Source organism: Pelomonas parva (genome assembly GCF_043555835.1).
Taxonomy (GTDB): Bacteria; Pseudomonadota; Gammaproteobacteria; order Burkholderiales; family Burkholderiaceae_C; genus Pelomonas; species Pelomonas parva.
On record NZ_JBIGHV010000001.1, the window covers coordinates 345,952 to 371,997 of the forward strand.

A 26,046-nucleotide genomic window follows, 5' to 3' on the forward strand; every position below is an offset into this window, starting at 1 on the left:
GAGCCAGTGCTTGACTTGCTTTACCACCATGAGTCGTGAGAAGTCTGAGAATCGGGCTGGTTGAGACGCACCGCACGGAGGCGACGAATGATCGAAGTGTATTCATGGCCCACACCCAACGGCCACAAGGTGCACATCATGCTGGAGGAGTGCGGCTTGCCGTACCGGGTCCATCCCGTGGACATCGGCGCTGGCGAGCAGTTCGCGCCAGCCTTCCTGGCAATCAGCCCCAACAACAAGATCCCCGCGATCACCGATACCGACGGCCCGGACGGCGAGCCGATCTCGCTGTTCGAGAGCGGCGCCATCCTGCTCTACCTCGCCGGCAAGACGGGCAAGCTGCTGCCGGCGGACGTGCGTGGCAAATACGAGGTGCTGCAGTGGCTGATGTTCCAGATGGGCGGCGTGGGGCCCATGCTCGGGCAGGCGCATCACTTCCGCATCTACGCGCCCGAGAAGCTGCCCTACGCCATCGAGCGCTACACCAACGAAGCCAAACGGCTGTACGGCGTCATCAACAAGCGGCTGGCGCACACGACCTACCTCGGCGGTGACGCGTACAGCATCGCCGACATCGCCGTCTTCCCCTGGCTGCGCTCGTGGAAGAACCAGGGCGTGGAGATGCGCGACTACCCGCACCTGAAAGGCTGGTTCGACGAGATCGCCAAGCGGCCGGCGGTGCAGCGTGGCGTGGAGGTGCTGGCGGGCGCGAGAAGGCCGCTCACGGACGACAAGGCGCGGGACGTGCTGTTTGGTGACCGACAGGTGCGGCAGCACTGAACCTCGGCCAGTTCACCCTGAGGGCTTAGGCCGCTGCCGCAGGGTCAACTGGCCCTACTTCACCGGCGTCTCGCTGAAGCTGCCATCCAGCGCCCAGGCACGCTTCATCAGGCGCACATGGTTCTTCAGCGCTGCGGCGCCCATCTCGGGGTGACCGTCGTCCAGGTGCTGCTGGATGGAGCTGTTCTCCTTGCTGTCGCCGATGAAAAAATTCTTGGCGTAGCCGAAAAACGCCCCGTGGCGCGCGATGGCCGCCGCCTGGATGTTCTCCTTCTTGGTGCCGGCCACCGCCACGCGCGATTCAGCCACCGAGCCGCGCTGCTCGATCAGCAGTCTGGCCGCCGAGCCGCGCAGCGCATCCTTCTTGGCGGCACTCCTGGAGCGCAGCGCTTCTTCGTAGTGCTTGGCCATATCGTCCGACGACACGACGTGGCGGCGCGCCTGGCCGGCGGCCATGTTGATGCGCTGGCCCTCGCTGTTGTTCCTCAGCAAGTCGGGTGCAGCCTTGCCGGCGGCCTTCAGCCGCTTGTTGGTCGCCTCGTGCTGCTTCGCGATATTGGCCTTCTGCGTCACCGTGAAGCTGGGGCGTGAGATGGAGAACCAGCGCCCGCTCGGGAGCGCATCGTCATTGGCACCCCAACCGCCCAGCGTCTTGCCCACATAGCCCTGAACCTCACCCAACGAGGCATCGAGCTTGACCATCTCAGCGTCCGCCGCCGCAGCCTGCTGGCCGCCAGCGGCGAGGTCTCTCGTCTTGTTGGGGTCGTCGTCGATCTTGGCAAGGATGTCCTGAGAGGCCTTCACCTTCGCCTCCAGCGGCAGCACACCGGCGACACCGGCCTTCTTCTTCGGGTCCTTCACGCCGCGCTCGTCGGCCTGGTCGGCAAGGAAGTCAGAGGGCTTCTGTGGCGCGGAACGGATGACCAGCCGCGCCGACTTGCCCCTGCCTTCGAACATCAGGTTGTGGCCACCGCCAATGGCCAGCTTCTTCTTCCACCAGCCCAGCACCTTCTTCGCCCCGGCCTTGATCGCACCGAACGCCTTCTTCAGCACGCCGACGATCTTGCCGATCACCTTGTCGATGGCCGCATCCACCTTGCTCTGCACCTTCTTAATGAAGGCCTGGATCTTCTCCGTGATGCCCGACAGCCCCAGCAGCCGCGCCAGGAAGCCGATGACGACGGGGATCGCGGCCGCCAGCGACTTCTCAATCCACGCAATCGCGCCGCCGATGGCGCCCGTCGCAATCGCGTGGACGGAGTTGATGACCGCCTCCACCAACGCCATGATCTGCTGCGCCTTCTCGATGACGAACATGACCACGTTGTAGATGGCGATGATGGCCTGCACGATGGCGCCGGCCGGGTTGAACATCGACACGACCTTCACCACCGCCTGCTTCACCACGGTCTCGATGAGCCAGTCCTGGATGGCGCCGATGACCATGTCCTTCAGGCTGGACAGGTCGGCCTTCACCTGTTCCCACAGCTTGGCCACGCCGCCGGTGAACAGCGCCTGCACGTACTCCGCCAGCTTCTCGACGACCGTCACCGCCGTCTCGCCGACGAGCTTGACCGCCTTGGCGCGCAGCTTGGGGTAGGTGATGCCCAGCACATCCAGCACGAGCTTGAACACCGACATCGGGCTCATGTCGCTGGGCGGCGTGATGCCAGCTGCGGCCAGCGAGCCCAGCAGCCATTTGAAGAAGCCGGCCTTGAGGTGGGTCCAGATGTTGCCGACGAAGGCGTTGAAGCCGCCCTTCACCGCTGCGATCAAGTTGCCGAGGAAGCCGATGGGGTCGTCCAGGATGAGCTGGATGGTCTCCATGCCCTTCTTCAGCAGGCCCAGCAGCTTGGCCTTGAACTCCATCAGCGCCTTGACGATCTCGCCGAGTTTCGCAAGGAAGCCGGCCACCAGGCCCTTGTTCTCCTCCTGCATCTGCTTCAAGGCATCGTCGGCCTTGTCGAAGGCCTCCTTGTACTTTTGCGCCAGGCCGGCCGCGATCTCGTTCTTCTTGCTCTCTATGCTCTCCTCCAGCTCCTTGAAGCGGTCGTTCACCGCCGACTCTGCCGCCTTGCCGGCCGCCTGCAGGTTGGCGGGCAGGCTGGCCACATAGGCCTTGATCTCGGCCTGGCCGGCTGCCACCTCGGCCTTGGCTTCGGCCAGGCGCTTCTCGACCAGCGCCGCGACGCGGTCGATCAGCGCGTCCATCGCCTTCGTGAAGACGGCGCGGCCCTGTGTGTAGAAGACGTTGACCTCATCGGGCAGACCCAGGGCCGCATCCTGCAGCCAACGCGCCAGGCCCACCAGCGGGATGCTCAGGTAGCGGCGCAGCTTGTAGTCGAACAGCTTGTTGTCGACGAAGGCCTTCATCTGTGCGATGGCCGCGTCCACGCCGGGGTCGAAGATGGCGCTGACCTCGCCGTCCAGCCCGCCCAGCTTGGCCTCGACCTTGGCCTTGGTGCGCGCGTAGATGCCCTCCACGGTGGCTGCCACCTTGGCGCGCTCGGCCTCCTCCTTGGCCGCCTGCTGCTGCTGGCGCGTCAGCACCTTGGCATTGCCTGCGCCCTTGCGGCCGGCCATCAGCAGGCCGCCCGTTCGTGCGCTGCCCGCGGCCTGCGCGCCGGCCTTGGCCAGCACGGCGGCCTCCTTGGCGCGAAAGCCCGCCGGCGCCTTGTCCGCCTGCGCGGCGACCTTGCCCTTGGCGTCGGCCACCGCCGAGAAGCGCGGGTCGTTGGCCTTGGCCAGGCTCTCGGGCTTGACCTTCTCGTCCTTGAGCGCCTGGTCGGTGTCCTTCTTGGTCTCCTGCAGCGACACCTCCTGCGGCGTGGCCGGTGGTGGCATCGCCTTATCCCCAGCAATGGGTGGCGCGGCGGCGGTAGGCTCGGCTGGCAGCGGTGCACTGGGCTGCTCCGGCACGGCGCCGGCATCGGGCGGCTTCTTGACGGCTTTGTCGGCGGGGCCGGTGGCGGCCTCCTTCTGCTGCGCCACACCGCCGCTGCCTGCCGCCTTCAGCTGGCCTTGCGCGCCGCCCTGCATGAACTGCTCGGTGTCGCCCAAGGTCTTGGGCATGGCCTTGTCGATCTCGGCGCGCAGCAGCGCCTTGAAGGACGTGGGCTGGGGCTTGGGCGCCGGGGCCTCCTTCACTGCGTCGACGACCTTGGCCTTGGCGGTGGCGAGGCGTTCGTTGGCCGGCGGCTTGGCGGACTTGCTGGCCTGCTTGGCCTTGGTGGCAGCGGTGGGGTGCTGCTTGAGCTTGTGCGCTGCGGCCTTGGCTTGGTTGGTGACGGCGACGAAGCGCGGGTCGCTCTTGGGCTTGGCGACGCGGGGGGCGAAGGAGCGGGGGGCAAGCATCTACAAGCCCTTCAACGGGCACAGCCCACCGCTGCGCCGGTACTCGCGCTGCAGAGCGTCGAACAGCAGTTCGGCATCAACCGGCCGACCACGAGACAACGCCGCCGACACCGCATCCAGAACCACATTGCGCACCTGCCCGCCAGCCAACGCACAAGCCTCCGCCACCACCCCCAACTGAGCAACGCTAACCCCATGATCAAGAGGCAAATGCGCCGCCCACAACCGCAGCCGCTCCGCCACCTCCGGCGCCCGGAACGGGATGACGAAATCGAAGCGCCGCATGAAGGCCGAGTCGATGCGTGCCTGCGCATTCGTCGTCACCAGCACCAGCCCCTGGTGACTCTCCAGCCGCTGCAGCAGGAAGTTGGTCTCCAGGTTGGCATAGCGGTCGTTGCTGGAGCCGACCTCCGTGCGCGGCGCCAGCAGCGCGTCGCCCTCGTCCAGCAGCAGCATCACATCCAGCGCCTGCGCCGCCGACAGCAGCTTGTGCAGGTTGCGCTCCGTCTCGCCGATGTACTTGCTGACGACGGCCGACAGGTCCAGCCGATACAGCGGCAGCCCCAGCTCGCGCGCCAACACCTGCGCGGCCAGCGTCTTGCCGGTGCCGGAAGGCCCCGCCAGCAGCGCGCGCACGCCGGCATTCAGCCGCGCGGCAAAGGCGGCAGGCAAGGCGCCGCGCAGCCGGTCGCGCTGCTGGCAGCGCGCGGCCAGCGCGGCAAGGTCGCGCCTCAAGGCCTCGTCCAGCACCAGGGCATCGGGCGGCGCCTGCGCCGGGTCCAGCCGCTGCGCGAGCCGGGCCAGGCCTGCGGCGCCACAGGCCAGCGCGGCGTCGCGCAGCGTGGCCTCGTCGACTGCGGTCGTGCCCGCAAGCGCGCGGTGCAGATGGCCGCAGGCCAGGTGCAGGCGCGCCGCCAGGCCGGCGGCGTCCGCAGCGCCGGGGCGGGCCTGTTCGATGAGGGCCAGGCGCTGCTCGTAGGCCGGCAGCGGCAGCGACACGGCCAGCGCGTCGGCGGCCAAGCCCTCCAGCCCGTCCTCGTCGGCGGCGACGACGGCATGGTCCACGTCCAGCACCGGCAATCGCAGCGGCTCGCCCGGTGTCGCGTCCACGCGCAACAGCAGCAGCGCGCCGCACAACGCCGTCAGCGCAGCCAACGTGGGCGGCGGCGGGTTCGTGTCGAGGCGGCACTCCAGCACCGGCCGACCCTGCTCGCGCGCCAGCGCTGCCACCAGGCTGCCACGGCCGTTGTGCTCGGGGCCACGCACCAGCAGCGGCTGGCCCGGCCGCCAGCGCGCCAGGCGCTCGTGCGTCGCGTCGGTCAACACGAGGCGATCCAACGTCGGCGCGGTCTCGATGGCATGCAGCCGCAGCCCCGGCGCGGGGTCGGAAAACGGCTCCCCGCGCAGCGCGGCCCAGCAGGCCTCGTCCACCTCGAAACGCTGCGCCGCGCGCGACTGGCCGGCGCTCTCGGCCTTGAGCACACCCGCCTGCAACAGCACCCGCAACGCCGGCCGCAGCCCCTGGCCCGGCAGGTTGCCGAAGCAGTGCTGCAGCCAGGCCGGGCCCGGCTGCCCGCCCTCCTCGCCCAGCACCTGGTTCATCGCCTCGAACAGCGGGCCGAAGCGCCGGTCCTCCTCAACGAGGCCGTGCACCAGCCACAGCTCGGCCGCCTGCTCAGGCCAGCGCTGCGCCAGCGAGGCCAGGCCGGGGTGAACGGGCGGGTACTCGGGCAGCGCCTCGAAGGCGGCGGCATGGTCCAGCGCGAAGCCAAAGCGGCCGGCCAGTTCCTCGTCGCCCAGCAACTCCTGTGCGCTCTGCACGACACGCCAGGCCGCCGCCAGCAGCAACGCCCGCAAGGCCGTGGCGGCCTGCGGCCAGAGTTCGGGTGGGGTGTCGGCGCGCATCAGGTGAACGTGAAGCGCAGCGTGCAGCCGCTCGCTGGCAGCCAGCCAGGGTCGCGATCAAGGCCGGCCAGGCGCCAGGACACGTCGTGCACGTCCAGATCGAACTCGGCCACCCACTCGCCCTCGCTGAGCCACAAGCGGGCTGGCCGCGCGAGGGTCAGGGCTTGCGGCAAGGCGGCCGGGCGCAGCCCCAGGCGGCGGCACAGCCGGCGACGCAGGGACCTGGCGTAGGCGGCCAGCCACTCGGGCCAGGTGCCGGCCGGCGCGCCGGGCGCTGCAGGCATGGCCTCGGGCGCCGTCCAGTCGGGGCAGCGCTGTTGCAGGGCCGCCTGCAGGCCATCGGCCGGCAACCGCCAGGCGCAGGCCAGCGCCGCGAGAAGCGCCCACAGCGGCACCGGCAGGCCCGGGTCACGCGGCCGCGTGAAGTCGGGGTAGAGGCTGTCTTCCAGCAACGCGTTGACGACGAAGAGCAGCGGCGCCTGACGGCTGAGGACGGCTTGCGGCCAGGGCCAGGCGGCGGGGCTGCTGGTGATCTCGGGCCCGACGGGGTCAATCCTTGCCTGAGCCGGGACCGTGTCCTCGACGAATGGGGGTTGTCGTGCCAGCGACGGGTCGGGCGGGGCGGCGGGTTCCGCTGTGACTGGGGCAGATGGAGCGACCGCGTCGCGTATGGCGCCAGGCGCTGGAACTGCTTCAGGCGGTTGCGAAGCTGGCGGCGAGATGGTTTCGACGGCCGGCGGGCGCGCGTCGCTCAGGCGCGCCGACCGCCGCGTGGCCACCTCGCGCTTGCGGCGGGCGCCGGCTGCGACGGGTCGCGCCTCGGGCGGCGCTTCCCCGGGCGCAGCAAGCACAGCGGGCAATCGATCCGGGCCGTCCTCTGCATGCAAAGGCCTTGCTGCAGCAACGCTTGACGGCTCTTGCGCTCCGGTGATCGCCGGCACGGCAGCGGCCGGCGACGCAGGCTGCTCACTCCGCAACGACGACGCTTGAGCCGCAGCTGCGGGCGCGCTGGCGCCGTGCTCCAAGCCGCCCGGCCGCACTGTCACCACCGGCCTCGGCGGCTCAGGCTGCGCTTCCGCAAGTCCGACGTCATTCAGCTGCGGTGCTAGCGGGTCGTGGGCCACTCGCTCAACGACATCGAAAGCCTGCGGCGGACTCACGCCACCTTCCGCACCGAAGCTCGGCGCCGCCGGCACCGCCGGCAAGCGCTCCGTCGGTGGGCCATGCGTCCAGCCCGCCGCCACCCCGCCCTGCCCCGCCCGGGCCAGCAGCCGCTGCGCGCCCAACTGGGCCTCGGGCCGCGCGGCCCAGGCCGGTTGCCACTGCGGCCAGGCCCGCCCCAGCAGGCCACGCCACCACCAGCGGTCGAGCTGCCCGCCGTGCGCGGCCAGCGCCAGGCAGGCCAGCATCTCGGCCGCGTCGGCAAACAGCACGGCCGGCGCGGACTCGGGCACCAGGCCCAGCGCCGGCCGCGCGGCTTGCGCCAGTGCGGCGTCGAAGCGCTCACGACCGGCGGCGATCCAGTCCTGTCGCCAGGCCGCCGGTGCCGGGCGCAGCAGCGCTGCCTCGGGGGCCTGCAGATGCAACCGGCGCAGCCACAGCAGCGACTGCGGCGGCAGGCGGCGCGGCAGCGCGTCCTCCAGGTCAGCGCCCAGCACCTGCAGCGCCAGCCGAGCCGCCACCGGCTGAGCACGCGCGGGGGTGTGGGCGCTCAGGCGGTGAATGGCGAGGTTGGCTGGCATCGCTAACGGTTCTTTCGGTCGGGTGCCTGCGTCAGCGCGGAGGCGGCCGCCGCGAGTTCGTCCTTGCTCGGGCCGCCCGCGCGCGGCTGACGGCCGGCGGCCAGCACGCGAGCTGCGGCCGAGGCCACCTTGGCCGACGTGCGCTCGCCGCCGCCCGTGCCCATGCCATCACCAGGCCCGCCGGCGCCCGTGCCGGCGCGCAGCAGCAGCCGCTCGGGCTGGCCTTCCAGGCGGGCCAGGTAGAGCGCGGCACCCTGCCGGCGCACGGGCGCGCCGTCCCAGCCTTCGATCAGGGCACGGGCAAAGCGAGACCGGTTCAACACCTCGGCCGTGCCCGGCACGCCGGGCACTACGGCGCGCAGCTTCGCCAACTGCGCTGCGGTGAGCGGCAGCGTCGGCGGCAGCCAGACAAAGGCGGCGGCGTTGGCCTTGGCCCCCATCAGCTCGGCGACGAACTGCGCCGCAAAGGCCTGCATCTCCACGGCCCAGGACTCGGGCCACATCGCGTCCCCCGCCCCGCCCGGCGGCGCGGCCAGGCGGCGCCGGGCGCTGTCGGTATCGATCCACAGCGGCCGGGCGGCGGCGTCGATCTGCAGCAGCGCCAGCGGCAGTTCGTCAGCCGTCAGCCCCGGCACCGCCGCGCTGCTGCCGACGCGCTGGCGCATCCACCAGCCGACGCGGCCGCCCTCGGGCGCGGCCGCCAGCCCCTGGCCGGGCGACAGCAGCGCCACGGCCAGCTCGTTGCGCACGGACGCCGCGCCCAGACCCGCAGGCGGTTGCACCTCGACGAGCCGGGCCCTCACGGCCGGTTGCTGCGTGCGGCGGTTGCAGGCACCGACCTCGCCCAGCAGCGTCGCCGCGCGGCCCTGGCCGCTCCAGGCGGGTGTCAGCGTCAACAGGTACAGGCCCGCCAGCGGCTGGCCCTCGGCCAGACCGGCCGCGCAGTTGCCGAAGCCGCTGAACGACGCACCGCGCCCGGCGCTGCTGAGGTCCAGGTCCAGGTTGCCGATGTCGATGACGGCGCCGGAGGGCGTGACGCCCAGCCCGGCCGAGATGTGCAGCACGCTGCCGGTGCCGCCCGTCACGGTCAGGCCCTCGGCCACGCCGCAGCCGACCAGCCGCGCCAGCCGCGCTTCGGCGTCGTCGCGCGCGGCCTGCTCGCGGGTCAGGTCTTCGGCGCTGAGCATGCGGCCGTTGAAGAAGGCGCTGCGCGGCTCGCCGCCGACGGCAATGACCTGGTTGAGCCGGGCGTTTAGGACGGTGGCCATGGCATCAGCTCCGGCCGATGACCAGCCACTGCGGCGGGTCCATCTGCGTGGCCGCGATGGCTGTGATCGAAGCGGCGCCATCCAGGTTGATGGTGCCGATGTCCAAGTTGACGATGCCCACCGGCGCATTGGGCGTCGCCTTGATGACGATGACCCGGCCCTCGCTGATGCCGCCGCGGCGCAGATCGGGCATCGACAGGCGGCCGGGCACCACTCCGACCAGCACATGGTCCTCGTCCGTGACCCGCCATTCGTCCAGACTGCGCACGTAGCGGACCCGCCACTGGCCAGGGTCGCCGCCGGCGGTGGGCCGGGGCACAGTGCGCACGATCTCGTTGGTGGCCGGGTCCCAGCCCAGCGGCGGGATGTTGCCGTCGTTCAGCGGCGGCGCCGTGAGGTTGAGCCGGTTGAACCGGGGCTGGGCGGCAGGGTGCAGCGGCTGCACGGTGTTGATGGTGACGACATTGCCCGCTGGCACGGCCGTCAGGCTGGGCGGGCTGCTCGCGTTGCCCGCTGCCACGACCTGCGTTGCGGTGCCACCGCCGCTGGCATTGATGCTGAGTTCCAGGCCGCCACCGCGCGACAGCTGTGTCAGGCTGACCTCGGTGTTCTTGCCGTTGACCAGCGTGGCCAGCGCATAGTCGCCGCCGCGTGCGGTGGCACCCTTCACGCCGATCAGCACCTGCATCTCGGCCGGCCGCGCGGCCAGGCCGGTGCCGCCGTCCTCGATGCGCACCGGTGCCTTCTCGCCCGGCGCGTAGACGAAGGGCGGTGGCGTGCCGGCAGCCAAGGCTGCTTCGTCGCCATCCCAGGGCCGGGCGGCGATGACGACCCCCTTGTCGTCGGTGGCGAGCAGGCTGCTCAGCGGTTCGCCCAGCACCAGTTCACCGTCCACCGACAGGTTGCCGGTGACGCTGGCATTGCCGCCCACGGTCAGGTCGCCCGTCAGGTCCAGCCCGGCGAAGTCGGGGCTGGCGCCGGGGCCGATGTCCTGCACCGTGTCCAGGCGGATGGTGGGCGCGGCCGTCGTGGCGTCGACGAGGATGTTGGGCGACGGACCGACCGGCTTGGTCAGCGCGGCGCCGGCCAGCATGCCGAGTTCGAAGCGTGCCGGTGTCGTGCCCGAGGCCGCACGGCCCACCAACAGCGCGCCGGTGCCCGGCGCGACGGCCTGGCCAGTGCCGCCGTCGGCCACGGGGATGGGCTGGGTCATCGCGGGGCCGTAGTAGTCCGGCCCGCCGCCCGCGCCACCGCCCGGCCACTTCACGGCCGGCACGATTCGAGCCTTGTTGCCGCTGCCGCCATCGGTCGTGTCGGGCACGATGTCAATGCGCGTCATCGCATGGTCTTTGCTGGCGAAGTCGGCCAGCAGGTCCTGGGCATGGTCCAGCTCGTCGTCGCCCTTGCCGAGCACGTAATGCGCCTCGCGCGGCGCGTCCTGGCTGCCGTCGCGCAGCAGCCATTCCTGCAGGAGGCGCAGGTGCAGCAGCTGCGGCCGGCCCAGCATGCGCACGGGGCGGGTACCGTCGGCGCCGAGCTTCAGGTCGATGGCGGCCAGCAGCAGCGCGCGCTCGGCCACCGGCTCGGCGGCGGGCACGGGGCCGTGGTGGGCCATGAAGCCGCCACGCAGCAGCCGCGTCCAGACCTCGAAGGCGGCGGCGTAGTAGGCCGCCACCTCGGCACGCGGGATCTGCAACTCCTTGGGCGGTGCCGGCAGGCTGACCTGGCTGGGCTCGGGCAGCGCCGGCGTGGCGGCGGCGGGCATGCCTGGCGTCGACTGGCGCGGGTCGCCCCAGGCCGTGGTGATGGCCTCGCGCAGGCCGCGCTCCACGTCGGCCTGGAAGCTCGCCAGCGTCTGCCCCGCCGGCCCGGTGCTGCGGACCTTGATGCCGCGTATCCAGGCGACGACGGCGCGCAGCGCCAGGTCCTCGCTGGCATCGGGCGGCGCCCAGGCGAAGTCCAGCGCGAAGCTGTCGGCGATGCGGGCGTCGGCGCTCAGCGCGCTTTCGTCCCGGCAGGGCTCGCCGGGGATGGGCACGGGCGAGCCGCTGGCTTCGGCGAAGCGCAGCAGCACGTAAACGGTGGGTCGGGTGGCCGTCGTCGCATCCTTGGCCTTCTCGGCGTCCAGCCAGGTCTGCAGGTTGGCGCATTGCTCGGCGGCCACACCGACGAGGTGGCCGTCGGGCGTCAGCGCCAGGCCGGGCGCCACGCGCACCTGCTGGCCCTCGCTGCTCGACGCGGGTTTGGGCGCCGACACGCCCAGGCCGGTGATGACGCCGTAGCCTATGGTCTCGCGCAGCGCCCGCTCGTCGCGGGCGGCCAGGTAGGCGTGTTCCTGGCTGAAGTCGTCCACGCCCAGCACCATGCCGAAGGTGTAGTTCACGCGCTGCAGCGGGTCGAGCGCAGCGGCCGGGGCGGGGGTGAAGGCAGAGCCTGTGCAGCAACCCATGTTGGTCTCCCTAGCGGTCAAGGCCGACGCGGTCAGGCGGCGGCAAGGGTCGTGGATGCGTCAGCTGGCCGCCGCCCAGGTCGCGCTCACCGAGCACGAAGGGCGGCCAGAGGGACGCGGAGGTCAGCGCAGCCAGCTCGGGCCGGCGCAGCAGGCCATGCTCCAGCCGCGTGTCGTGGCCCAGCCGCGCCTCGCCGACGCGGAACAGCTCGAAGCCGAAGCGGATCTCGGCCACCGTGTGCGCCGGCTTGTCCCGCTCGACGGCCCGCTCGACGGCGGCACGGCGGCGGGCGAGCTCGTCGAAGTCAACACGCCCAGGGCCACCGGGCAAAGGCAGCACGACGCGGAAGCGGTGCGCCGGGCCCAGCGCGCGGACGATCTGCGCCTCGAAGCGCCACCAGTCCGCCAGCGCCACCGAACCTGCCGGCAGGCGCAGCGGGCTGGGGATGCGGTCGAAGCCGCGCCAGCCCGTGCCCCAGGCCGCGTTCAGCAGCGCGATGCGGCGCCAGCGGCGGGCGAGGTAGTCCTGCCAGCGCTGGCGCAGCGGCGCGCAGGGCTGCGTCGCATCGAGGTAGGCGTCGAAGGCGTCTTGCCGGGGCCGAGGTTCGTCATCGGGCAGGTCGGCCAGCCGCCACGACGTCATCAGCGCCTGCTCCTCCCGCGCGGCCAGTGGCAGGAAGCCCAGCGCCTGCTGCAGCTGCACCTCGCGGGCCGCGTCGCCGCGCAGTTGCTCGCTCCCGCCCAGCCGGGCCAGCAGCGCTGCCCTGCCCTGGCCCGGCCGCCAGGCGCTGGCGGCCAGCGGCGGCGCCAGGCCGAACAGCTCTTGCAGCCGCACACCGTCCAGTCGTTCAGGCAGGGACTCGGGCGCGGCCAGCCAGGGCTCGGCGTCGACCTCGTCCGGCTCCCAGGCCAGCGTGGCCGCCAGCAGCATGCCGGGCACGGTGCCGCGGCGGGCATGCACGCGCGTCGCGTGGCGCAGCAGCGCGCGGCGGCGCTGCGGGCCGGTGGAGCCGTCGAAGGCCAGCGCCAGCCAGTTGGCCAGCCAGTCCAGCGTGTCGCGCGGTGCGGTGCGTGCGTCCAGCAGCAGCTGGGCTGCCGCGATACGGTCCTCCCAGCGCGTCAGCTCGCCCTCGAACAGAGCCAGGAAGCGCTCGGTGAAGGCGCTGCTGGCCGCATCGGCGCGGTAGACGGCGGGCAGGTAGTGCTGCAGGTAGCTGAAGCGCGGATACCAGGCGCGCAGGCTGGCCAGGCCCGGGCTCTGCTGGCCGTCGCCGCTGGCGAGGATGCGCAGCTGCAGGTAGCGCCCGGTGGCGGCCTGCAGCAGGCAGGTCAGCGTCTGCACTTCCTTGCAGGCGGTGATGGCCGGCTCGCGCCAGCGCAGCTCGGAGCCGGCGGGGTGGGGCTGCAGGTCGGGCTCGTCGCGCCAGGGCTGCAGGCGCAGGCCTTCGGGCGTGTCGGCAGCACGGCTTTGCAGCTTCAACGCGCTGCCGGGCGGGCGGCGCGCGTCCAGCGCCACGCGGTGCCAGACGCAGCCGGGCGTGGCGCTGTCCCACTCAGGGCCGACCAGCTCGCCCTCGCGCTCGCACCGCGGCCGCGACAGCGTCAGCAGCGGCAGCCAGCGGTCGCCGCCGGCATAGAAGGCGCGCGCCGCCGGAAAGCGATGCAGCACCTGTCCGGGCGCGAGGCTGGCCAGGCCGCCGGCCTGGTAGCGGCGCAGCGGGATGAACTCGCGCAGCAGCTCGAAGTTGCCGGCCGCATCGCCCTTGAAGCGGAAGGCCTGATCGCCGCTGGCGCCGAGGACGATGGCGTTGAAGCCGTCGCCCTCCTCCGGCCATTCGACGGCCAGCGTGCGGCTGGACAGCTGCGACTCGCTGCGCCCGGCCGTGGTGTCCTGGATCAGGTCTTCGAGCGGGCCGACCGAGACGGTTTCCGCGCCCGCCCAGTCGATGACGGACAGGTAGAGGCCGTCGAGCTTGAAGCGCATGACGAGGATGCGGCCCTGGGGCAGCGCGGCCACGGCCGTGGCATCGGCACCCAGCGGCAGCACGCAGGGTGGCGCGGGCGGCGGCGGTTCGGGTGCAGGCCCGGGTGCGAAAGCCGAGGGGCTGGGAACGCGCGGCACGCAGGGGCGCAGGTCCGGCCCCAGCCGGTGCAGCATGCCGGCGCTGAACAGCGCGATGCCGCCGTCGTCCAGCGCCAGCAGCGCCTCGGGCGCGGGCATGTGGGTCCAGGGCTGCGGCAGCGGCGGGCCGCCGCCGTGCAGGTCGAAGATCAGCAGTCCGCCGGCTGCGATGCTGGCGACGACGAGGTAGTGGCCGGTCGTCACCGTCAGCGCGTCCATCACCAGCGGCGTGGCGGGCACGGTCGGTGCGCAGGGGCCGAAGGCGCCGGGCGCCGGCTCGGCGGTGGCGGGCTCGGGCAGCGGCCAGAAATCGGTGATGGTGCCGCTGCCGCTGGACCAGACGCGGATGGCCGTGCCGTCGGCCGTCAGCGAGTACAGGTTGCCGTAGGCGTCGAACACGCCCCCGGCGCGCGAGGTCGGTTCGGGCAGCGCGGCAGCGGCGCTGGCCTTGAACTCGAACAGCAGCGGCTTCAGCACCAGCTGGCCCAGCGCGGCCGGGTGCGCGGCGTCGTCGGGCAGCCATTCCCAGGGCCCGTCCTCGGGCACGTGCCCCAGCCAGTCGTCGCGCACGACGAGGGCGTGGTAGCGGCTGCCGTTGGCGTCCATCAGCAGTTCTCCGGCACGCGCGGGACCGGCAGGCGCAGCGTCTGCCGGCCGGCTGGGTCATCGTCATCGCTGCCGGCGCCCGTGCCCTGGCCGATCAGGTCGGACAGCGGCACCGGGTCGCCCAGGCTCACCGACAGGCCCGCGATCAACGGCAGCTGCAGGCCGGCCAGCGGCACGCTGTCGCGACGGGCGCCGGTCGAGTCGCCGAGCAGCAGGCCGGTCACGCCCAGCACGCCGTCCACGCGGGCGGCCACGGTGGCCAGCTCCAGCGCCGTCACGGCCTTGAACAGCGGCCAGCCGGTTGCGCTGGCCGTATTGGGCAGCGGTGCGAGGAAGGCCTTCAGCGCCGCCTTCACACGCTCACGCACCTCGGCCACGCCCTGGCCGGCATGCAGCTCCAGCCCGACGCTGATCCACACGCCCGCGTAGGCGGGGCCGCGCAACAGCACCTCGCAGGTGACGAGGCGGCGCGGCGCCAGCCAGGCGCAGAGGGCGGCGATGAAGTCGGCGTCGGGCAACGGGTAGTCGGGCCGGCGCGGGTCCTGGCGCGGGATGACCATGCAGGTGACGACACCCGGCTGGTCGCCCGGCAGACCCGGCGACAGCTCCGGGTGCCAAGCGGGCAGCACCTCGACGCGGCCCACGTCGGCCTGCGGTGTCTCCCGGAGGATGGCGTCGAAGTCCGCCGCGCTGACGGCACGGTCGCGGTGACGCAGCACGAGGGGGATGCGCTTCTCGCCCTCTAGAGCGCTCTCGGCATCGATGCCGCCATCGGCCGGCCGGGGGTTGGTGACCTTCACGCCCGAGGGCAGCGTGGGCCCGAGCTTGATCGCGCCGGCAGCGACGTTGCCTGCCGAGCCCGACGCCCAGTCGAAACGCAAGGCGATCTCGGCGCCCGCCGCCGGCCGCGCGCCACGGGCACCGTCGCCGAAGCGGATCTGGCCGCTCTCGGCATCAAGGGCGAAGACTGTGGAGCCGGGCTGGCCCTCCGGCGGCGCGGCCTCCAGCTCGTCGGTCAGCGCCCAGGGCTGGCCGGCTACCAGCAACTGCACCGATTCCGCCAGCACCTGGCCATGGCTCAACGCGCGGCGCTGCTCGGGCGAGCCATCACCCGGCGGCAGCAGTTCGCGGCTGACGTGGCTGCGCTGGCGCACGGCCGCGCAATGCGTGCCGGCCCAGGCCAGCCGCACGCCAGCGCGCGCCAAGCCGTCGATGCGCAGCCAGGTGACGAGGCGCGCGGCCAGCGCTTCGTCGGTGAGCTGCGGCGGCAGGTTGCCCACGCCGGCCTCCAGCGGCTCGGTCTCGGCCCAGGTGCCAATGGCGTCGTCACTCGCGGGCAGCGTGACCTGCAGGAGGCCAGCCTGCTCGGGGAAGCCCTGGGGCGCGGCGGTGTCCAGCCGGATGTAGTCGCCCGGCGTGCCGCGACCCTGGGCATCGGCCTTGGGCGCGAAGGCCTTCAGCGCCGGCGGCGGCAGCGCGGCGCGGCCGGGCTGCAGGCGGCCGCGGGTTTCCGGCGGCTGCGGCACGAGGCCGATGGACAGCGTGCGGCCGGCGAGTTCGAGGCGGGCGTTTGCCTTGTCGGCCTCGGTGGCCTTCGGGCTGGCCAGCAGCGCGATCCACAGCGCGCCGTCCACCGTCTCGGCGCCGACATCGATGGCGCCGGCCAGGTCGGCGAGCTGCACGCTGTCGTACAGCACGGGCTCGACGCTGCCGTCATCGTCCGGCGAGAAGTCGCGGCCGGTGGCTTCGTAGAGCTGGCGGTAGTAGTCGAGCACGGCGGGGTCGGGCGTGCCGACGGTGCGCTTGAAGACCACCAGGCCGGTGACGGGCGGCAGGTCCAGCCCGGTGTCAGTAAGGAAGGGGATGGCGCCGGCCAGCAGCGGTTGGCCGGAGGGGAGCGTGAGGGTCTTGCGCTCGCCCGATTCGTTAGCGAACTGGACGAGGGCACGCGCCGGCTGGGCGGGTGCCAAGCCAACGCCCAGCAGCTGCAGGAACTTGAGGCGGTTGCGTTCGGGGATGAGGTTGGCGCGGTAGAGCAGGCTCTCGGCCATGAAGGCGAAGAGTTCGACGAGGGTGACGCCGGGGTCGCTGGGGCCGGTGTGCGTCCACTCGGGCGCATGCACGGCGGCCAGCGCCAGCGTGTCGCGCACGAGGGCGGCGTGGTCGCGGTCGTCGATGGCGGGGAGTTGGATGGGCATTGCGACCTCAGTGCCCGCGCGGCCGCCCGAAGGGCACTGGCGCCCCCTCGGGGGGCAGCGAGCGAAGTGAGCGTGGGGGTTTCATGTCGACCTTCCCTGGACTGGGATGGAGAGGCTCATGCGGCCGGCGTGGTCGGTGGCGACGAGGGTGAAGCTGAGTTCGGCGATGGCTGCTTCGGGGTCGTTGGGGTCGGCGTTGACCTTGATGGCTTCGACCTGGACGCGCGGCTCCCACTTGGCGAGCTGGCGGCGGATGACTTCCTCGATGGCGCGCCATGTCGTGGTGACGTTAGGCTCGAACAGGAAGCGCTCCAGGCCGGCGCCGTAGTCGGGGCGGCGCAGGCGTTCGCCCTGGGCGGTGAGCAGCAGGATGCGGATGGACTCGCGCACGTTGGCTTCGCCATGGCTCCAGGCGAGGCGGCCTTCGGGGGTGAGGCGCAGCGGGAACGCGACGCCGCGGCCGTAGAGGGCGGCTTCGTCGGTCATGGGGTGGGCTCCCGGGGTGTGGTTTGCTGGTTGCTTTGGCGAAGGGCTTTGCTCATCGGGACATTGCCGGGAGTCCGTCCCGGCAGCCGGGTAACTTTCTTCTGCGGGGCCAGAAGAAAGTCACCAAAGAAGAGGCCCTGAACCGCACACGATCGCGACGCCGCGCAGAGCGGCGCGCGAAAACAGCCACCGTCATTCAGGGAAGACGCGAACCGCTGCGCTCTCGCTGCTGTCCCTGTGAAGAGCACCATGCATCGCCCCTTCACGCCCGTTAACGCAGGCTGCACGCCAGGCTCATCAGGGAATGCAAATGCAGCGTCGCTCGGGCGACGCGTCGGATGGATCAGTGGGTAGATTGGGGTGAGCGCAGCAAACCCCAACGTCGAGCGGTGGCGTGGCTGTTGGGGTTCGCTGCGCTCACCCCAACCTACGAAAAGCAACGAGCCGTCGCGTCGCCCGAGCGACGCTGTCTTCGGTATTCCTCGTGAGCACGGCTTGCAGCCGCGCGTTAAGCGGCCCGCTGGTGCAATGGATGGTGCTGGTGACAAGGACAGCAGCGAGAGCGCAGCGGGTTGCGTCTGCCCACACACCATCTGGTTGTTGCGATGCGCAGCGAGTGCACGTGGTGCTGGTGTGCGGTTCAGGGCCTCTTCTTTGGTGACTTTCTTCTGGCCCCGCAGAAGAAAGTTACCCGGCCGCCGGGACGGCCCCCCGGCAATCTCCCGATGAGCAGCCCGCTCCGCAAAGGCATCCATCGTCATGGCTTCTTCCCCTTCAACCCCGGAACGGGAAAACACACCATCAAGAACGGCAGCCACCTGAAGATCAGATCCAGCAACGTCGCAATGACGATCAACAAGATGAAGGCCACGATCGTGATGATCGGAATCGACAGCGAGCAGATCGTCCCGAACGTCGGCGCCGTTCCGCCGCTGCCGCAAGGACCGCCGTCCGGCACCGACAAGTCCTTGTGGAAGGGCCATGGCAACACCGACAACACCAGGTCACCAAAGCCCAGCCGCCGCACCCGCTTCATCTGCCCGCACAGCAAGTCACTCATGATGAAAGCGCTGTTCTTGCCGAACTTGCGCAGCCCGCCCGGCGACGTGTCGAAGGGCAACGCGATCCTGATCGGCCGCAACGGCGCATCGGTGTCGAAGAAGCCCGCCAGCTCGAACACCTCGCTCGGCTCCGACATGACCGCAGGATGCAGCGGGCCGCAGTCGCAACGCTGGTGCACGAAGCGCAACACGTAGCGCGGCGGGTCGCTGTCGGCAGCGAGCGTGGCGGCCAGCTCGGAGGCCATGCGGGCGGCGCCGGGCGCCTGGGATGAAGCGCTGCCCAGCGTGCCGGCACCGAGCGCCTCGTCGATGGCCGCCTCGATGTCGTCCAGCAGCAGCGCCACCTTCGCCTGCGCAAGCTCCATGATGTCCAAGGGCGGTGGCGGCGGCAGCGGCGGGGGCGGTGGGGGTGGCAGCGCCCACGCCTCGAAGGGGCCGAGCAGCGCGCCGCCGCTCGTCGCCACGGCGAGCGGGAATGAGAAGCCCGGCCAGATGCTGGCCGTCGCGTTGGGCGGCTCGGCAGGAAAGGCCAGCTCGGTGCGGTCGAGCTTGTCGGACGCCGCGCCCCGAGCCGGCCCCAGCTTTTGCAGCGCGGCGAGCAGCGTCGTCGCGTCATCGGCGTCCAGCGCCAGCACATGAGGCGACAGCACCAGCTCGCCGGGCTCAGGCCGCGCTGGCGTCGGGTCATGGTCGATGCGGGCACGCTCCACCGTGCCCCACTTGGCATCGCCAAGCCGCCCAAGCACGTCCGCGACGGCCGACCGCGAAGCACTGCCGGTCGTGATGCCTGCGGCCACCTCCGGCAGCACTTCGGCAAAGAACTCGTTGATGTCCTGCAGCAGCCGCCACGACGCTTCCTGGAGCTGGTCGTTGGCGGCGATCAGCGCCAGTTTGGTGGCGGTGGCGAGCTTGGTGGCGTCGACGCTCCAGGGCTTCTCGCCCGGCGCGGCCTCGGCAGCGTTGCGGGCGAGCTGCGCCTTCTCGATCAACCCCTGCCAGGGCGCCACGATCTTCATGCGCGCCAGCGCCTTGAGTTCGGCGGCGCGGTCCGCAGCCGGCGAGGCGGGCGCCGTGCCGACGCCGGCAAAGCGGAAGTCGTCATGCCGCGCGGCGGGCACGAGGCCCGCCAGCAGCTTGCGGGGCTGGCCGCCGGGCGCGGTGTAGGTGAGCGGGAAGACGGACAGCCATTCCTCGCCCGGCAACGGCTGGCCGGCGTTGGCCACCGGATGCCAGCGACCGGGCTGGCCGGGCCGCTTGACGAAGGCTGCCTCGCCGCCGCCTGCCGACTTGGGCAGCAGCCGGCGCAGCAGCATGCCGCTTTTGTCGCCGCTGGCCGTGGTGCGATTGGGCAGGCCGGGCAGCTCGCAGACGAGGTGGGCCGCCGCGACGTAAAAGCGCTGGTGCACCGGCTGGAAGAGCTTCAGCGGCATGGCGGCCGGCGGTGGCGCGGGCAAGGTCTCGCGCTTGAAGCCGAGCAGCGAGCGCTGGCGCGTGAGGGCCTTGGCAGCCGCCGACTTCGGCGCTTCGATGGCCGGCGCCGGCGTGGGCGCGGCGAGCTGTTGCCAGGACTCGGGGCGGGCGACGAACTCGGGCAGCGTCTGCGGCGCATCAGCCAGCGTCGCGAGCAGGCGATCCATGAAGTCGTCGCTGTCAAAGCGCAGCAGCGTGGGGGCGCCCGTGACCGGCGCAGCGACAAACGACTGACCGCCCACCCACCTCAACACATGCGAGGCACTCATAGGATGTTCCCCGAAAACATGTCGGCACCCCACCCGCCGTGTACGGCGGGCACCCCTCCGAGAGGGGCGGGCCTTGCTTGGGGCGGCCCGGCACGGCGGCCCGGTGACGGCGCGGTGAACCTCCTCATAGGATGTTCCCCGCGCCTGGCGTGTACGTCGCCGCAATGATGGTGTTGGTGATGACCGTGTCCGCCTGCACCACGCCCGAGAAGCGCGACATGCCGGCGTCCACGGTGACCATGCCGGCCGAGATGGCCACTTGACTCGCGTTGACGGTCACCTTGGCCGACGCGGTGACGGTGATGCCCGCCGTCTCCAGCTTGACGCTGTTGCCGTTGCTGTCTTCCAGCGTCACGGTGCCGGGACCGTCCTTCAGCGTCAGCGCGCAGCCGCCGGGGGTTTCGAGCTTGATGCTCTCCTGGCCCGACTGGTCATCGATGGTGATGACGACGCCGTTGCGGCTCTTGATGACCTTGAGGTTGTTCTGCGCGCTGGCGCTTTCGGGCGGCGTGTCCTGGCCGTTCCACAGGCCGCCGACGACGAAGGGCCAGCGTGGGTCGCCGCCCTGGAAGACGATGAGCACCTCGTCACCCACCTCAGGCATGAACCAGCTGCCCCGGTCCTTGCCGGCGAACAGCGTGGCCATGCGCGCCCAGGCCTCGTAGCGCTGGCCGTCGGCGTCGGGGGCCCAGGGCAAGGCGATCTTCACGCGGCCTTGGGCTTCGGGGTCCACCAGGTCGACGACCTCGGCGACATGGCAGCCATACCAGCGGCCGCCCCAGCCTTGCGGGTGGCGGTCGGCGTAGAGCGCCTCGGCTGGGGTGACGTCGAACAGGCTCATGGCGCCCTACCGATCCACGGCCGCTCGGCGACGAACTCGGTGCGCAGTCCCTCGGCCATGTCGAAGCGATGCGTCACTTCCGCGAGCGAATACTTGCCGCTGAACAACGGCCCCAGCCCCGTCAGCTCGACAGTCGTGCCGCAGCGCAGCCGCGCGTCCGGCTGGGCGATGCCGTGCCCGACGACGAAGCGGCGGTTGATCTGGCGCAGCCAGGCCTCGGCGAGCTGGCGGGCCTCGTCCGCCGAGCCGGGGTGCAGGTGGGCCACGGTGTCGGGCCGCGCGCCGATCTTCTGCTGCAGCAGCGCCGCGCCGGCCTCGCCGTCGCTCGTCTCGCTGCCCAGCAGGCTGCCGGCATTGGCCGTCTCCTTGATGGCCTGCTTGTCCGCAACGCTCCAGCCGGCCACGCTGAGTTCGGTGCGCTGCAGCGCCAGATCGGCGCGCACGTCGAAGGCCATCAGCTTGCCGCCGTAGTCCAGCGACAAGGTCGCGCCGCCCCGGCGCCTGCGGGCCGCGAGGTGCAGCGTCGTGCCGTCCAGCCAGACCTCCGCCTCGCAGCGCCGCGCCTGCTCGCGCAAAAAGGCCAGGTCGCTCTGGTTGACCTGGGCCAGCAGCGGCAGCGTGGGCGAATCGGCATCGACGGCGGCCGTCAGACCGTGCTCGCTGGCGATGCGCTGGGCGGCGTCGCTCAAGGACGCCTGGTCGAAGCTGCGGCTGCGGCGCTTCATGCGCAGGTCCTGCAACAGGTCATCGACCTGCACGATGAGTTCGGCCACGCCCGCCCCTGCCTTCGGAAAGCGCGCCTGCAGCGCCATCACGCGGCCGCTGAACAGCAGGTCGCTGCCGAGCTTGACGTCCAGCTTTTTGCCGAACTCCAGCCGGTCGCGGCCGAACAGCGTGTAGCCTGGCGCGCCGTCGCGCGTGCCCCAGTTGCCGAAGGCGAGCTGGGCCTGGGCCAGGCCGTCGATGCGCTCGCGGATCTCCAGCGACATCAGCGCGGCCGCCAGGTCGGACGCGATCTGGCCCTCGATGGCGATCGTGGGCCGGGCGCTGCCGAGAGGAATGGAGGCGTCGGGCATGGCTCAGTGCGTGTACGTGCGCAGCTGCAGCTCGCGCGCCGCAGCGGCGAGGCGGCTGGCGAGGGCGAGTTGTTCGAGATCGGGCTCGGGCGGGGGCTTTGCTGCCGGCGTCGCCGGCCCGCCGGGCGCGGCGGGCGGTGCCGGCGCGGGACTGACTTCAAACTCATGGATCTCGACGGGCATGGGGTCAGTCCTTGCCTGATTCAGCCGCTGACGATGCGCGGCTTGGTGGCGGAAAGGTCGATGAGCTGGCCGGCCGGCATCGCACGCGGGTTCTCGATGCCGTTGGCCAGCGCCACGGCCTGCCAGCCGCCGCCCTGGAAGGCCGCGCCGGTGCTCAGGCCCAGGCTGACGCCGGCGCTTGCTCCCAGGCTCACGCCGCCAACGCTGACGCCGGCGCTGAACCCCGCGCCCAGGCCACCGCCAAGCCCTGCTCCGCCTGCGCCGCCGCCCCCCGACGGCGCCGCGCCCGAGGCCTTCGCCGCGTCCTGCAAGGCCTGCAGCGACTGCCCGCCCCCCGCCGGCCACAGCGGCCGTGCGCCGGGCACCGCGCCGCTGCCGCTGAAGGCCGGCACGAGGATCTCCTGCTGCACCATGTTCAGCGTGATGCTGGCGCGCAGCGCCTCGCCCTTGGGCGAGAAGAACTCCACGCTCTCCTCCATGCCCTCGACGATGCCGTCGAACAGGAAGTTGCCCCAGGTGAAGCGCAGCCCCGGCGGCGTGCGCTGCGCGGTGTCGCGCGCGCCGGCTGCGGCAGGCTTGGGCTTGATGAAGTACAGCACCTGGGCCGTGATGCGGCGCACGTCGTCGACGATGAAGGGCGCGCTGGTCGCGGCGGCCACGTCGAACCACAGCTGCACCGACAGCTTGGTGGAGCCGGTGCCGACGAACTGCCGCGCCGCGCTGCCCTGGCTCTGGTTGCCACCCGCACCGCCTCCGCCGCTGGCGTTGGGTTGTTCCTTGACCTGGTTGGCGTAGGAGAGCTTCAGCGACTCGGGGTTGAACTGCACCGTCAGCGACTTGCCGCCGGGCATCACGTCGCTGAGGTCGTCCTTCAGCTCGATGAGCTTGGCGTGCTGGATTTCAAGTTCAGGCATCGCTCTTGTCCTCCCACTTGAAGGCCTCGTAAGCCACTTGAATTTCTTCCACCGCCACGTTGCCGTCCCGCGCATTCAGCATCGGCGCCTTGAGCTTGATGGGCAGGCAGCGCGACAGCACGACGCGGCCCCACTCGCTCTTGTCGTGGCGCAGCACGCTGATCGTGATGCCGGCGCGCAGCGCGGGGTTGGCCAGGGACCGGTCGAACCATTTCCACAGGTCCGTGCCGCGCGTGACGCCGCGCTTGAGCGTCAGCTGGCCGAAGCTGACCGGCCCGGCCAGCCGGTGTACGCGGTTGGGGTTGCCGCCCTCCTTCAGCGTCTTGACCTCCTGGTTGACCTCCAGACCATCGCAGTCCGAGAAGGCTGCGCCGGCCAGCGGCTTGCTGTCGCCATCGGGCAGGATCTCGACGACGAAGTTCAGCGCCGGGAAGGGCTGCCATTGCTCGCGCGCTGCGTCAGCCATCACCGTTCCTCAATCAGAAGCTGTTCACCGGACCGGCGCAGATGCAGCGTCAGGAAGCGCAGCGGCCGTGAAGGCGCGACCTGGATCAGCAGGCTGCACTCGCCGCGCTCGATCTCGCGCATCGCCTCGGCGCCAGCCGCCGTCTTCAGCAGATAGGACGAAGCGGCATCCACGCCGCGAAAGGCGCCGCGCTGCATGAGGCGCTGCAGCAGCGCGTCGAAAGACCGCTCAAGGCCGCGCCGCAGCGTCAGGTCATTGGGCTCGAAGACGAAGCGCTGGCCCTCGCGGCGGCACAGGCGGCGCAGCAGGATGAACAGGCGGCGCACGCCGATGGCGGTCCAGTCGGCGTCCAGCGACAGCGTCTGGCTGCGCACGGCCGCGATGCCGCCGGCGCGCAGGGCCAGCGGGTTGACGCCCAGCACCTCCAGCACGTCCGCCGACTGCAATTTGCCCGCGAGCGCGAGCGCGGCCACCAGCGGGTCGGCACCCGGCGCGCCCCAGGCACCGTGCACGCGGCTGCGGCGCGCCAGCAGGCCCATCAGCGCGCTGGGCGGGTGGCGGCGCAGGCGGTCGTCACCGTCGCGCTGCAACAGCCAGGGGTGGTGAATGGCGACAAAGCTGGCCGCGCTGCTGGCCTCGGCCGTGTCGACCGCTGCGGCTTCGTCACGCAGTGCGTGGATGTGGCGGTCGATGGCGGCGCGGTCCCAGTGCTGCGGCAGGGCCAGCAGCGCGAAATGCTCGCGCGACGCTGCGCACAGCGCCAGCAGCGCGGCGTTGACCGGCGTGGCGGCATCGATAACGGGCTCATCGGGCGTGCCTTGCAACGCACGCCAGCCCGCCGCGCGCACGTCGAGTTCGGCGACCTGGCTCCAGTCGCCCACCAGCCCGCCGCGATGCGCGCGGGCGCGCAGCCACCAGGCACCGGCCGGCAGGCTGAGCGCGATGTTCTGCGCGGGTGCCGCGTTGGCGATGGGAACTGCATCCGAGAAGTCCGGCTGGCCCGCCCGCTGCACCTCCAGCACCTGCAGCGCGCCGCTGTCCGACGGGTCGGCGAGCAGGCGCAGCTCGAACAGCTCGTCGGCGGCCAACACGGCCGGCGGCGCTGCGCTGAGGGGTACGAAGGCGATGCGCGGCGGCTGCGGCGGCACGGGCGGCGGTGGTGCGCAGCCGTCGAAGGTCGCCGGCGGGCAGGTGCAGACCGGATCGGCCGTGGTCGTCACCGTCACATGACGCACCGGCGGTTGACCGGTCTGGTGCCAGCCGGGGTGGACGGCATCGGGCACCAGCACCCAGCTGGCCTCGTCGGCACAGGCATCGTCGCGGCCCAGCGCGCCATGCAGGCCACGCAGGCGGCGCGGCGAGTCGCTGAAGAAGCGCACGTCGTCGGCCCAGTTCATCAGCGGCCGGCCGCGCAGGCGGTCGTTCCAGTCCGGGTCAACAAAGAGGCTGGCGTCGAACGCGTCCAGGCCGTTGCGCTCAATGGCCTGCCGGCCGTTGAGGCGGGCTGGCGCCCAGGTCGTGAATTCGTCGCTCATGCCCGTGGGCAGCAGCATCCACTCGCCGGCCGGCGCGCTGGCGTCCACACCGGCGAGTGGCCAGCCGGTCAGGTCGGCATCGGTGTCATAGCGGCCGTCCACGTCTGCGGCCCACCAGGGCAGGTGCAATGCGCCGGCCGCCAGCCCGCAGGCCTCCAGCCGCAGCATGGGCTGGCCGGGCTCGCGCAGCGCCAGGTCCACCTGCAGGCGCTCGATGAGCCAGGTGGCAGGGTCGATGGCGGCATCGGGCTCCAGCGGTGCAACGTCGGCAGGCAGGTCGGGCGTGATCCAGTGCATGGCCTGCGAGGCCTGCAGCACGGCGGCAGCGGGCACCCATCGCCACGCGACGACGCCCGGCTTGTCGCGGTGACGGGCGCGCAGCACATCGCCCTGATGCAGCGCAGCGCCCGCGTGCAGCGCCTGGCTGCGCACGCGGGCCGACAGCGAAAGCCGGTCGGCCCAGGCCCCCACGCTGTCGGCGCGCAGTTCGACATCGCGCAGCTGCCATTGCCCGCCGGCATGCGTGGCCAGGCGCAGGCCCGGCACCGTGAAGCGCACCGCCGAGGCCGACGCCGCCGCGACGCGGATCACATGGCAGCGCCGCCCGCCACCGGCGAAGAAGGCCTGCACGGCCGGCGGCAGGTGGGCCACGAGGCGTTCCGACGGGTCGCTGCCTGCCTGCACCAGGTCCAGCCCACCGCCGAACACCGCCGCGTAAGCCGCCGCGCTGTCCAGCGCCACCGGCCGGTGCAGCGGGCCACGCGCCGCGAAGCCGACGAAGACCGGCACGTCCATGACCGGCATGCCGTCGCCGCTGGGCGATGGGTCATCGACGATGCGGACACCGACTGGCACGTCTCACCTCATTCCATTTCGAGGCGTTCGTAGGAGAGCGTCAGCTCCTCCATCGCCACGTCCGTCCCCTTGGCGTTGAAAGGCCCCGACGTGTGTTTCATGATCCGCGCGTTGATGAGCCGCCAGGTCTGCACGGTCTGCGAGCGGTCCTCGCTCTTCAACTCGACGGTGACGGTGCGCAGGCCGCTGTTGGCGCCGTTGCGCACATCGTCCAGCCATTTGTAGAGGTCCAGCGAGCCGATGACGCCGCGCTTCATCGTCACATCAGTGGCCTTGTTCAGGCCGGCCGTCTTGATGACGTTGTTGAAGGCGTAGTTGCCCGGGCGGTACTCGGTGATGGTGACTTCCATGCCGATGCCGCTGACCTCCTGGAAGCCGGCCTGGGGCGTGTTGGTCACCCCGTCGCCGAGGTTGACGTGGAAGTTGAACTGGACGTAGGGGCGTTCACGAACGACGGCCATGGTGG

The 26,046-nt window shown here is 71.6% G+C and carries 17 protein-coding genes; 1 reads left to right on the forward strand and 16 read right to left on the reverse strand.

Annotated elements, in window-relative coordinates:
- Positions 1-87 precede the first annotated feature (87 nt).
- Positions 88-780 carry a glutathione binding-like protein gene (locus ACG00Y_RS01330; protein ID WP_394475463.1) on the forward strand — a complete coding sequence of 231 codons (693 nt, stop codon included), beginning with the start codon at positions 88-90 and terminating at the stop codon, positions 778-780.
- A gap of 54 nt (positions 781-834) precedes the next feature.
- On the opposite strand, the gene ACG00Y_RS01335 is transcribed toward ACG00Y_RS01330, so the two are convergent.
- The 16 genes from ACG00Y_RS01335 to ACG00Y_RS01410 all read right to left on the reverse strand — a co-directional run bounded on the left by ACG00Y_RS01335 (position 835) and on the right by ACG00Y_RS01410 (position 26,041).
- Positions 835-4,134 carry a phage tail protein gene (locus tag ACG00Y_RS01335; RefSeq protein WP_394475464.1) on the reverse strand — a complete coding sequence of 1,100 codons (3,300 nt, stop codon included), beginning with the start codon at positions 4,132-4,134 and terminating at the stop codon, positions 835-837.
- Positions 4,135-6,039 (reverse strand): ATP-binding protein, encoded by a 1,905-nt coding sequence (locus tag ACG00Y_RS01340; RefSeq protein WP_394475465.1) that lies wholly within the window; start codon positions 6,037-6,039, stop codon positions 4,135-4,137.
- Positions 6,039-7,781: a hypothetical protein gene (locus tag ACG00Y_RS01345; protein WP_394475466.1), complete on the reverse strand. Its 1,743-nt coding sequence runs from the start codon at positions 7,779-7,781 to the stop codon at positions 6,039-6,041. The genes ACG00Y_RS01340 and ACG00Y_RS01345 overlap by 1 nt, the downstream gene beginning before the upstream one ends.
- 2 nt (positions 7,782-7,783) lie before the next feature.
- Positions 7,784-9,049 carry a hypothetical protein gene (locus ACG00Y_RS01350; RefSeq protein WP_394475467.1) on the reverse strand — a complete coding sequence of 422 codons (1,266 nt, stop codon included), beginning with the start codon at positions 9,047-9,049 and terminating at the stop codon, positions 7,784-7,786.
- Between the two features lie 4 nt (positions 9,050-9,053).
- Positions 9,054-11,498, reverse strand: a complete 2,445-nt coding sequence (locus ACG00Y_RS01355; RefSeq protein ID WP_394475468.1) for a hypothetical protein — start codon at positions 11,496-11,498, stop codon at positions 9,054-9,056.
- Positions 11,499-11,508: 10 nt separating this feature from the next.
- A complete protein-coding gene (locus ACG00Y_RS01360) occupies positions 11,509-14,226 on the reverse strand; it encodes a phage tail protein (protein WP_394475469.1) in 2,718 nt (905 codons plus the stop codon).
- Entirely contained in the window at positions 14,226-16,424 is a 2,199-nt protein-coding gene (locus tag ACG00Y_RS01365; protein ID WP_394475470.1) for a baseplate J/gp47 family protein, read from the reverse strand. The genes ACG00Y_RS01360 and ACG00Y_RS01365 overlap by 1 nt, the downstream gene beginning before the upstream one ends.
- Before the next feature lie 81 nt (positions 16,425-16,505).
- A complete protein-coding gene (locus ACG00Y_RS01370) occupies positions 16,506-16,910 on the reverse strand; it encodes a GPW/gp25 family protein (protein WP_394475471.1) in 405 nt (134 codons plus the stop codon).
- Between the two features lie 757 nt (positions 16,911-17,667).
- Positions 17,668-19,710: a hypothetical protein gene (locus ACG00Y_RS01375; RefSeq protein ID WP_394475472.1), complete on the reverse strand. Its 2,043-nt coding sequence runs from the start codon at positions 19,708-19,710 to the stop codon at positions 17,668-17,670.
- 124 nt (positions 19,711-19,834) lie between these two features.
- Positions 19,835-20,551 (reverse strand): phage baseplate assembly protein V, encoded by a 717-nt coding sequence (locus ACG00Y_RS01380; protein ID WP_394475474.1) that lies wholly within the window; start codon positions 20,549-20,551, stop codon positions 19,835-19,837.
- On the reverse strand, positions 20,548-21,627 hold the full coding sequence (locus ACG00Y_RS01385) for a phage late control D family protein (RefSeq protein ID WP_394475475.1): 1,080 nt from the start codon (positions 21,625-21,627) through the stop codon (positions 20,548-20,550). Before ACG00Y_RS01385 ends, ACG00Y_RS01380 begins: the two co-directional genes overlap by 4 nt.
- A gap of 3 nt (positions 21,628-21,630) precedes the next feature.
- On the reverse strand, positions 21,631-21,810 hold the full coding sequence (locus ACG00Y_RS01390) for a hypothetical protein (protein ID WP_394475476.1): 180 nt from the start codon (positions 21,808-21,810) through the stop codon (positions 21,631-21,633).
- Positions 21,811-21,830: 20 nt separating this feature from the next.
- Positions 21,831-22,724, reverse strand: coding sequence for a CIS tube protein (locus ACG00Y_RS01395; RefSeq protein ID WP_394475477.1), 894 nt, complete (start codon positions 22,722-22,724; stop codon positions 21,831-21,833).
- Positions 22,717-23,190 (reverse strand): phage tail protein, encoded by a 474-nt coding sequence (locus ACG00Y_RS01400; RefSeq protein WP_394475478.1) that lies wholly within the window; start codon positions 23,188-23,190, stop codon positions 22,717-22,719. The genes ACG00Y_RS01395 and ACG00Y_RS01400 overlap by 8 nt, the downstream gene beginning before the upstream one ends.
- A complete protein-coding gene (locus tag ACG00Y_RS01405; RefSeq protein ID WP_394475479.1) occupies positions 23,190-25,580 on the reverse strand; it encodes a hypothetical protein in 2,391 nt (796 codons plus the stop codon). Before ACG00Y_RS01405 ends, ACG00Y_RS01400 begins: the two co-directional genes overlap by 1 nt.
- A gap of 8 nt (positions 25,581-25,588) precedes the next feature.
- On the reverse strand, positions 25,589-26,041 hold the full coding sequence (locus ACG00Y_RS01410) for a phage tail protein (protein WP_394475480.1): 453 nt from the start codon (positions 26,039-26,041) through the stop codon (positions 25,589-25,591).
- Positions 26,042-26,046 lie beyond the last annotated feature (5 nt).

Coding starts and splice junctions, on each gene's coding strand:
- ACG00Y_RS01365 (WP_394475470.1), bottom strand. CDS start 16,424: ATGCCCATCCAACTCCCCGCCATCGACGACCGCGACCACGCCGCCCTC.
- ACG00Y_RS01370 (WP_394475471.1), bottom strand. CDS start 16,910: ATGACCGACGAAGCCGCCCTCTACGGCCGCGGCGTCGCGTTCCCGCTG.
- ACG00Y_RS01330 (WP_394475463.1), top strand. CDS start 88: ATGATCGAAGTGTATTCATGGCCCACACCCAACGGCCACAAGGTGCAC.
- ACG00Y_RS01410 (WP_394475480.1), bottom strand. CDS start 26,041: ATGGCCGTCGTTCGTGAACGCCCCTACGTCCAGTTCAACTTCCACGTC.
- ACG00Y_RS01385 (WP_394475475.1), bottom strand. CDS start 21,627: ATGCCCGACGCCTCCATTCCTCTCGGCAGCGCCCGGCCCACGATCGCC.
- ACG00Y_RS01350 (WP_394475467.1), bottom strand. CDS start 9,049: ATGGCCACCGTCCTAAACGCCCGGCTCAACCAGGTCATTGCCGTCGGC.
- ACG00Y_RS01345 (WP_394475466.1), bottom strand. CDS start 7,781: ATGCCAGCCAACCTCGCCATTCACCGCCTGAGCGCCCACACCCCCGCG.
- ACG00Y_RS01375 (WP_394475472.1), bottom strand. CDS start 19,710: ATGAGTGCCTCGCATGTGTTGAGGTGGGTGGGCGGTCAGTCGTTTGTC.
- ACG00Y_RS01390 (WP_394475476.1), bottom strand. CDS start 21,810: ATGCCCGTCGAGATCCATGAGTTTGAAGTCAGTCCCGCGCCGGCACCG.
- ACG00Y_RS01340 (WP_394475465.1), bottom strand. CDS start 6,039: ATGCGCGCCGACACCCCACCCGAACTCTGGCCGCAGGCCGCCACGGCC.
- ACG00Y_RS01355 (WP_394475468.1), bottom strand. CDS start 11,498: ATGGGTTGCTGCACAGGCTCTGCCTTCACCCCCGCCCCGGCCGCTGCG.
- ACG00Y_RS01380 (WP_394475474.1), bottom strand. CDS start 20,551: ATGAGCCTGTTCGACGTCACCCCAGCCGAGGCGCTCTACGCCGACCGC.
- ACG00Y_RS01395 (WP_394475477.1), bottom strand. CDS start 22,724: ATGCCTGAACTTGAAATCCAGCACGCCAAGCTCATCGAGCTGAAGGAC.
- ACG00Y_RS01335 (WP_394475464.1), bottom strand. CDS start 4,134: ATGCTTGCCCCCCGCTCCTTCGCCCCCCGCGTCGCCAAGCCCAAGAGC.
- ACG00Y_RS01360 (WP_394475469.1), bottom strand. CDS start 14,226: ATGGACGCCAACGGCAGCCGCTACCACGCCCTCGTCGTGCGCGACGAC.
- ACG00Y_RS01400 (WP_394475478.1), bottom strand. CDS start 23,190: ATGGCTGACGCAGCGCGCGAGCAATGGCAGCCCTTCCCGGCGCTGAAC.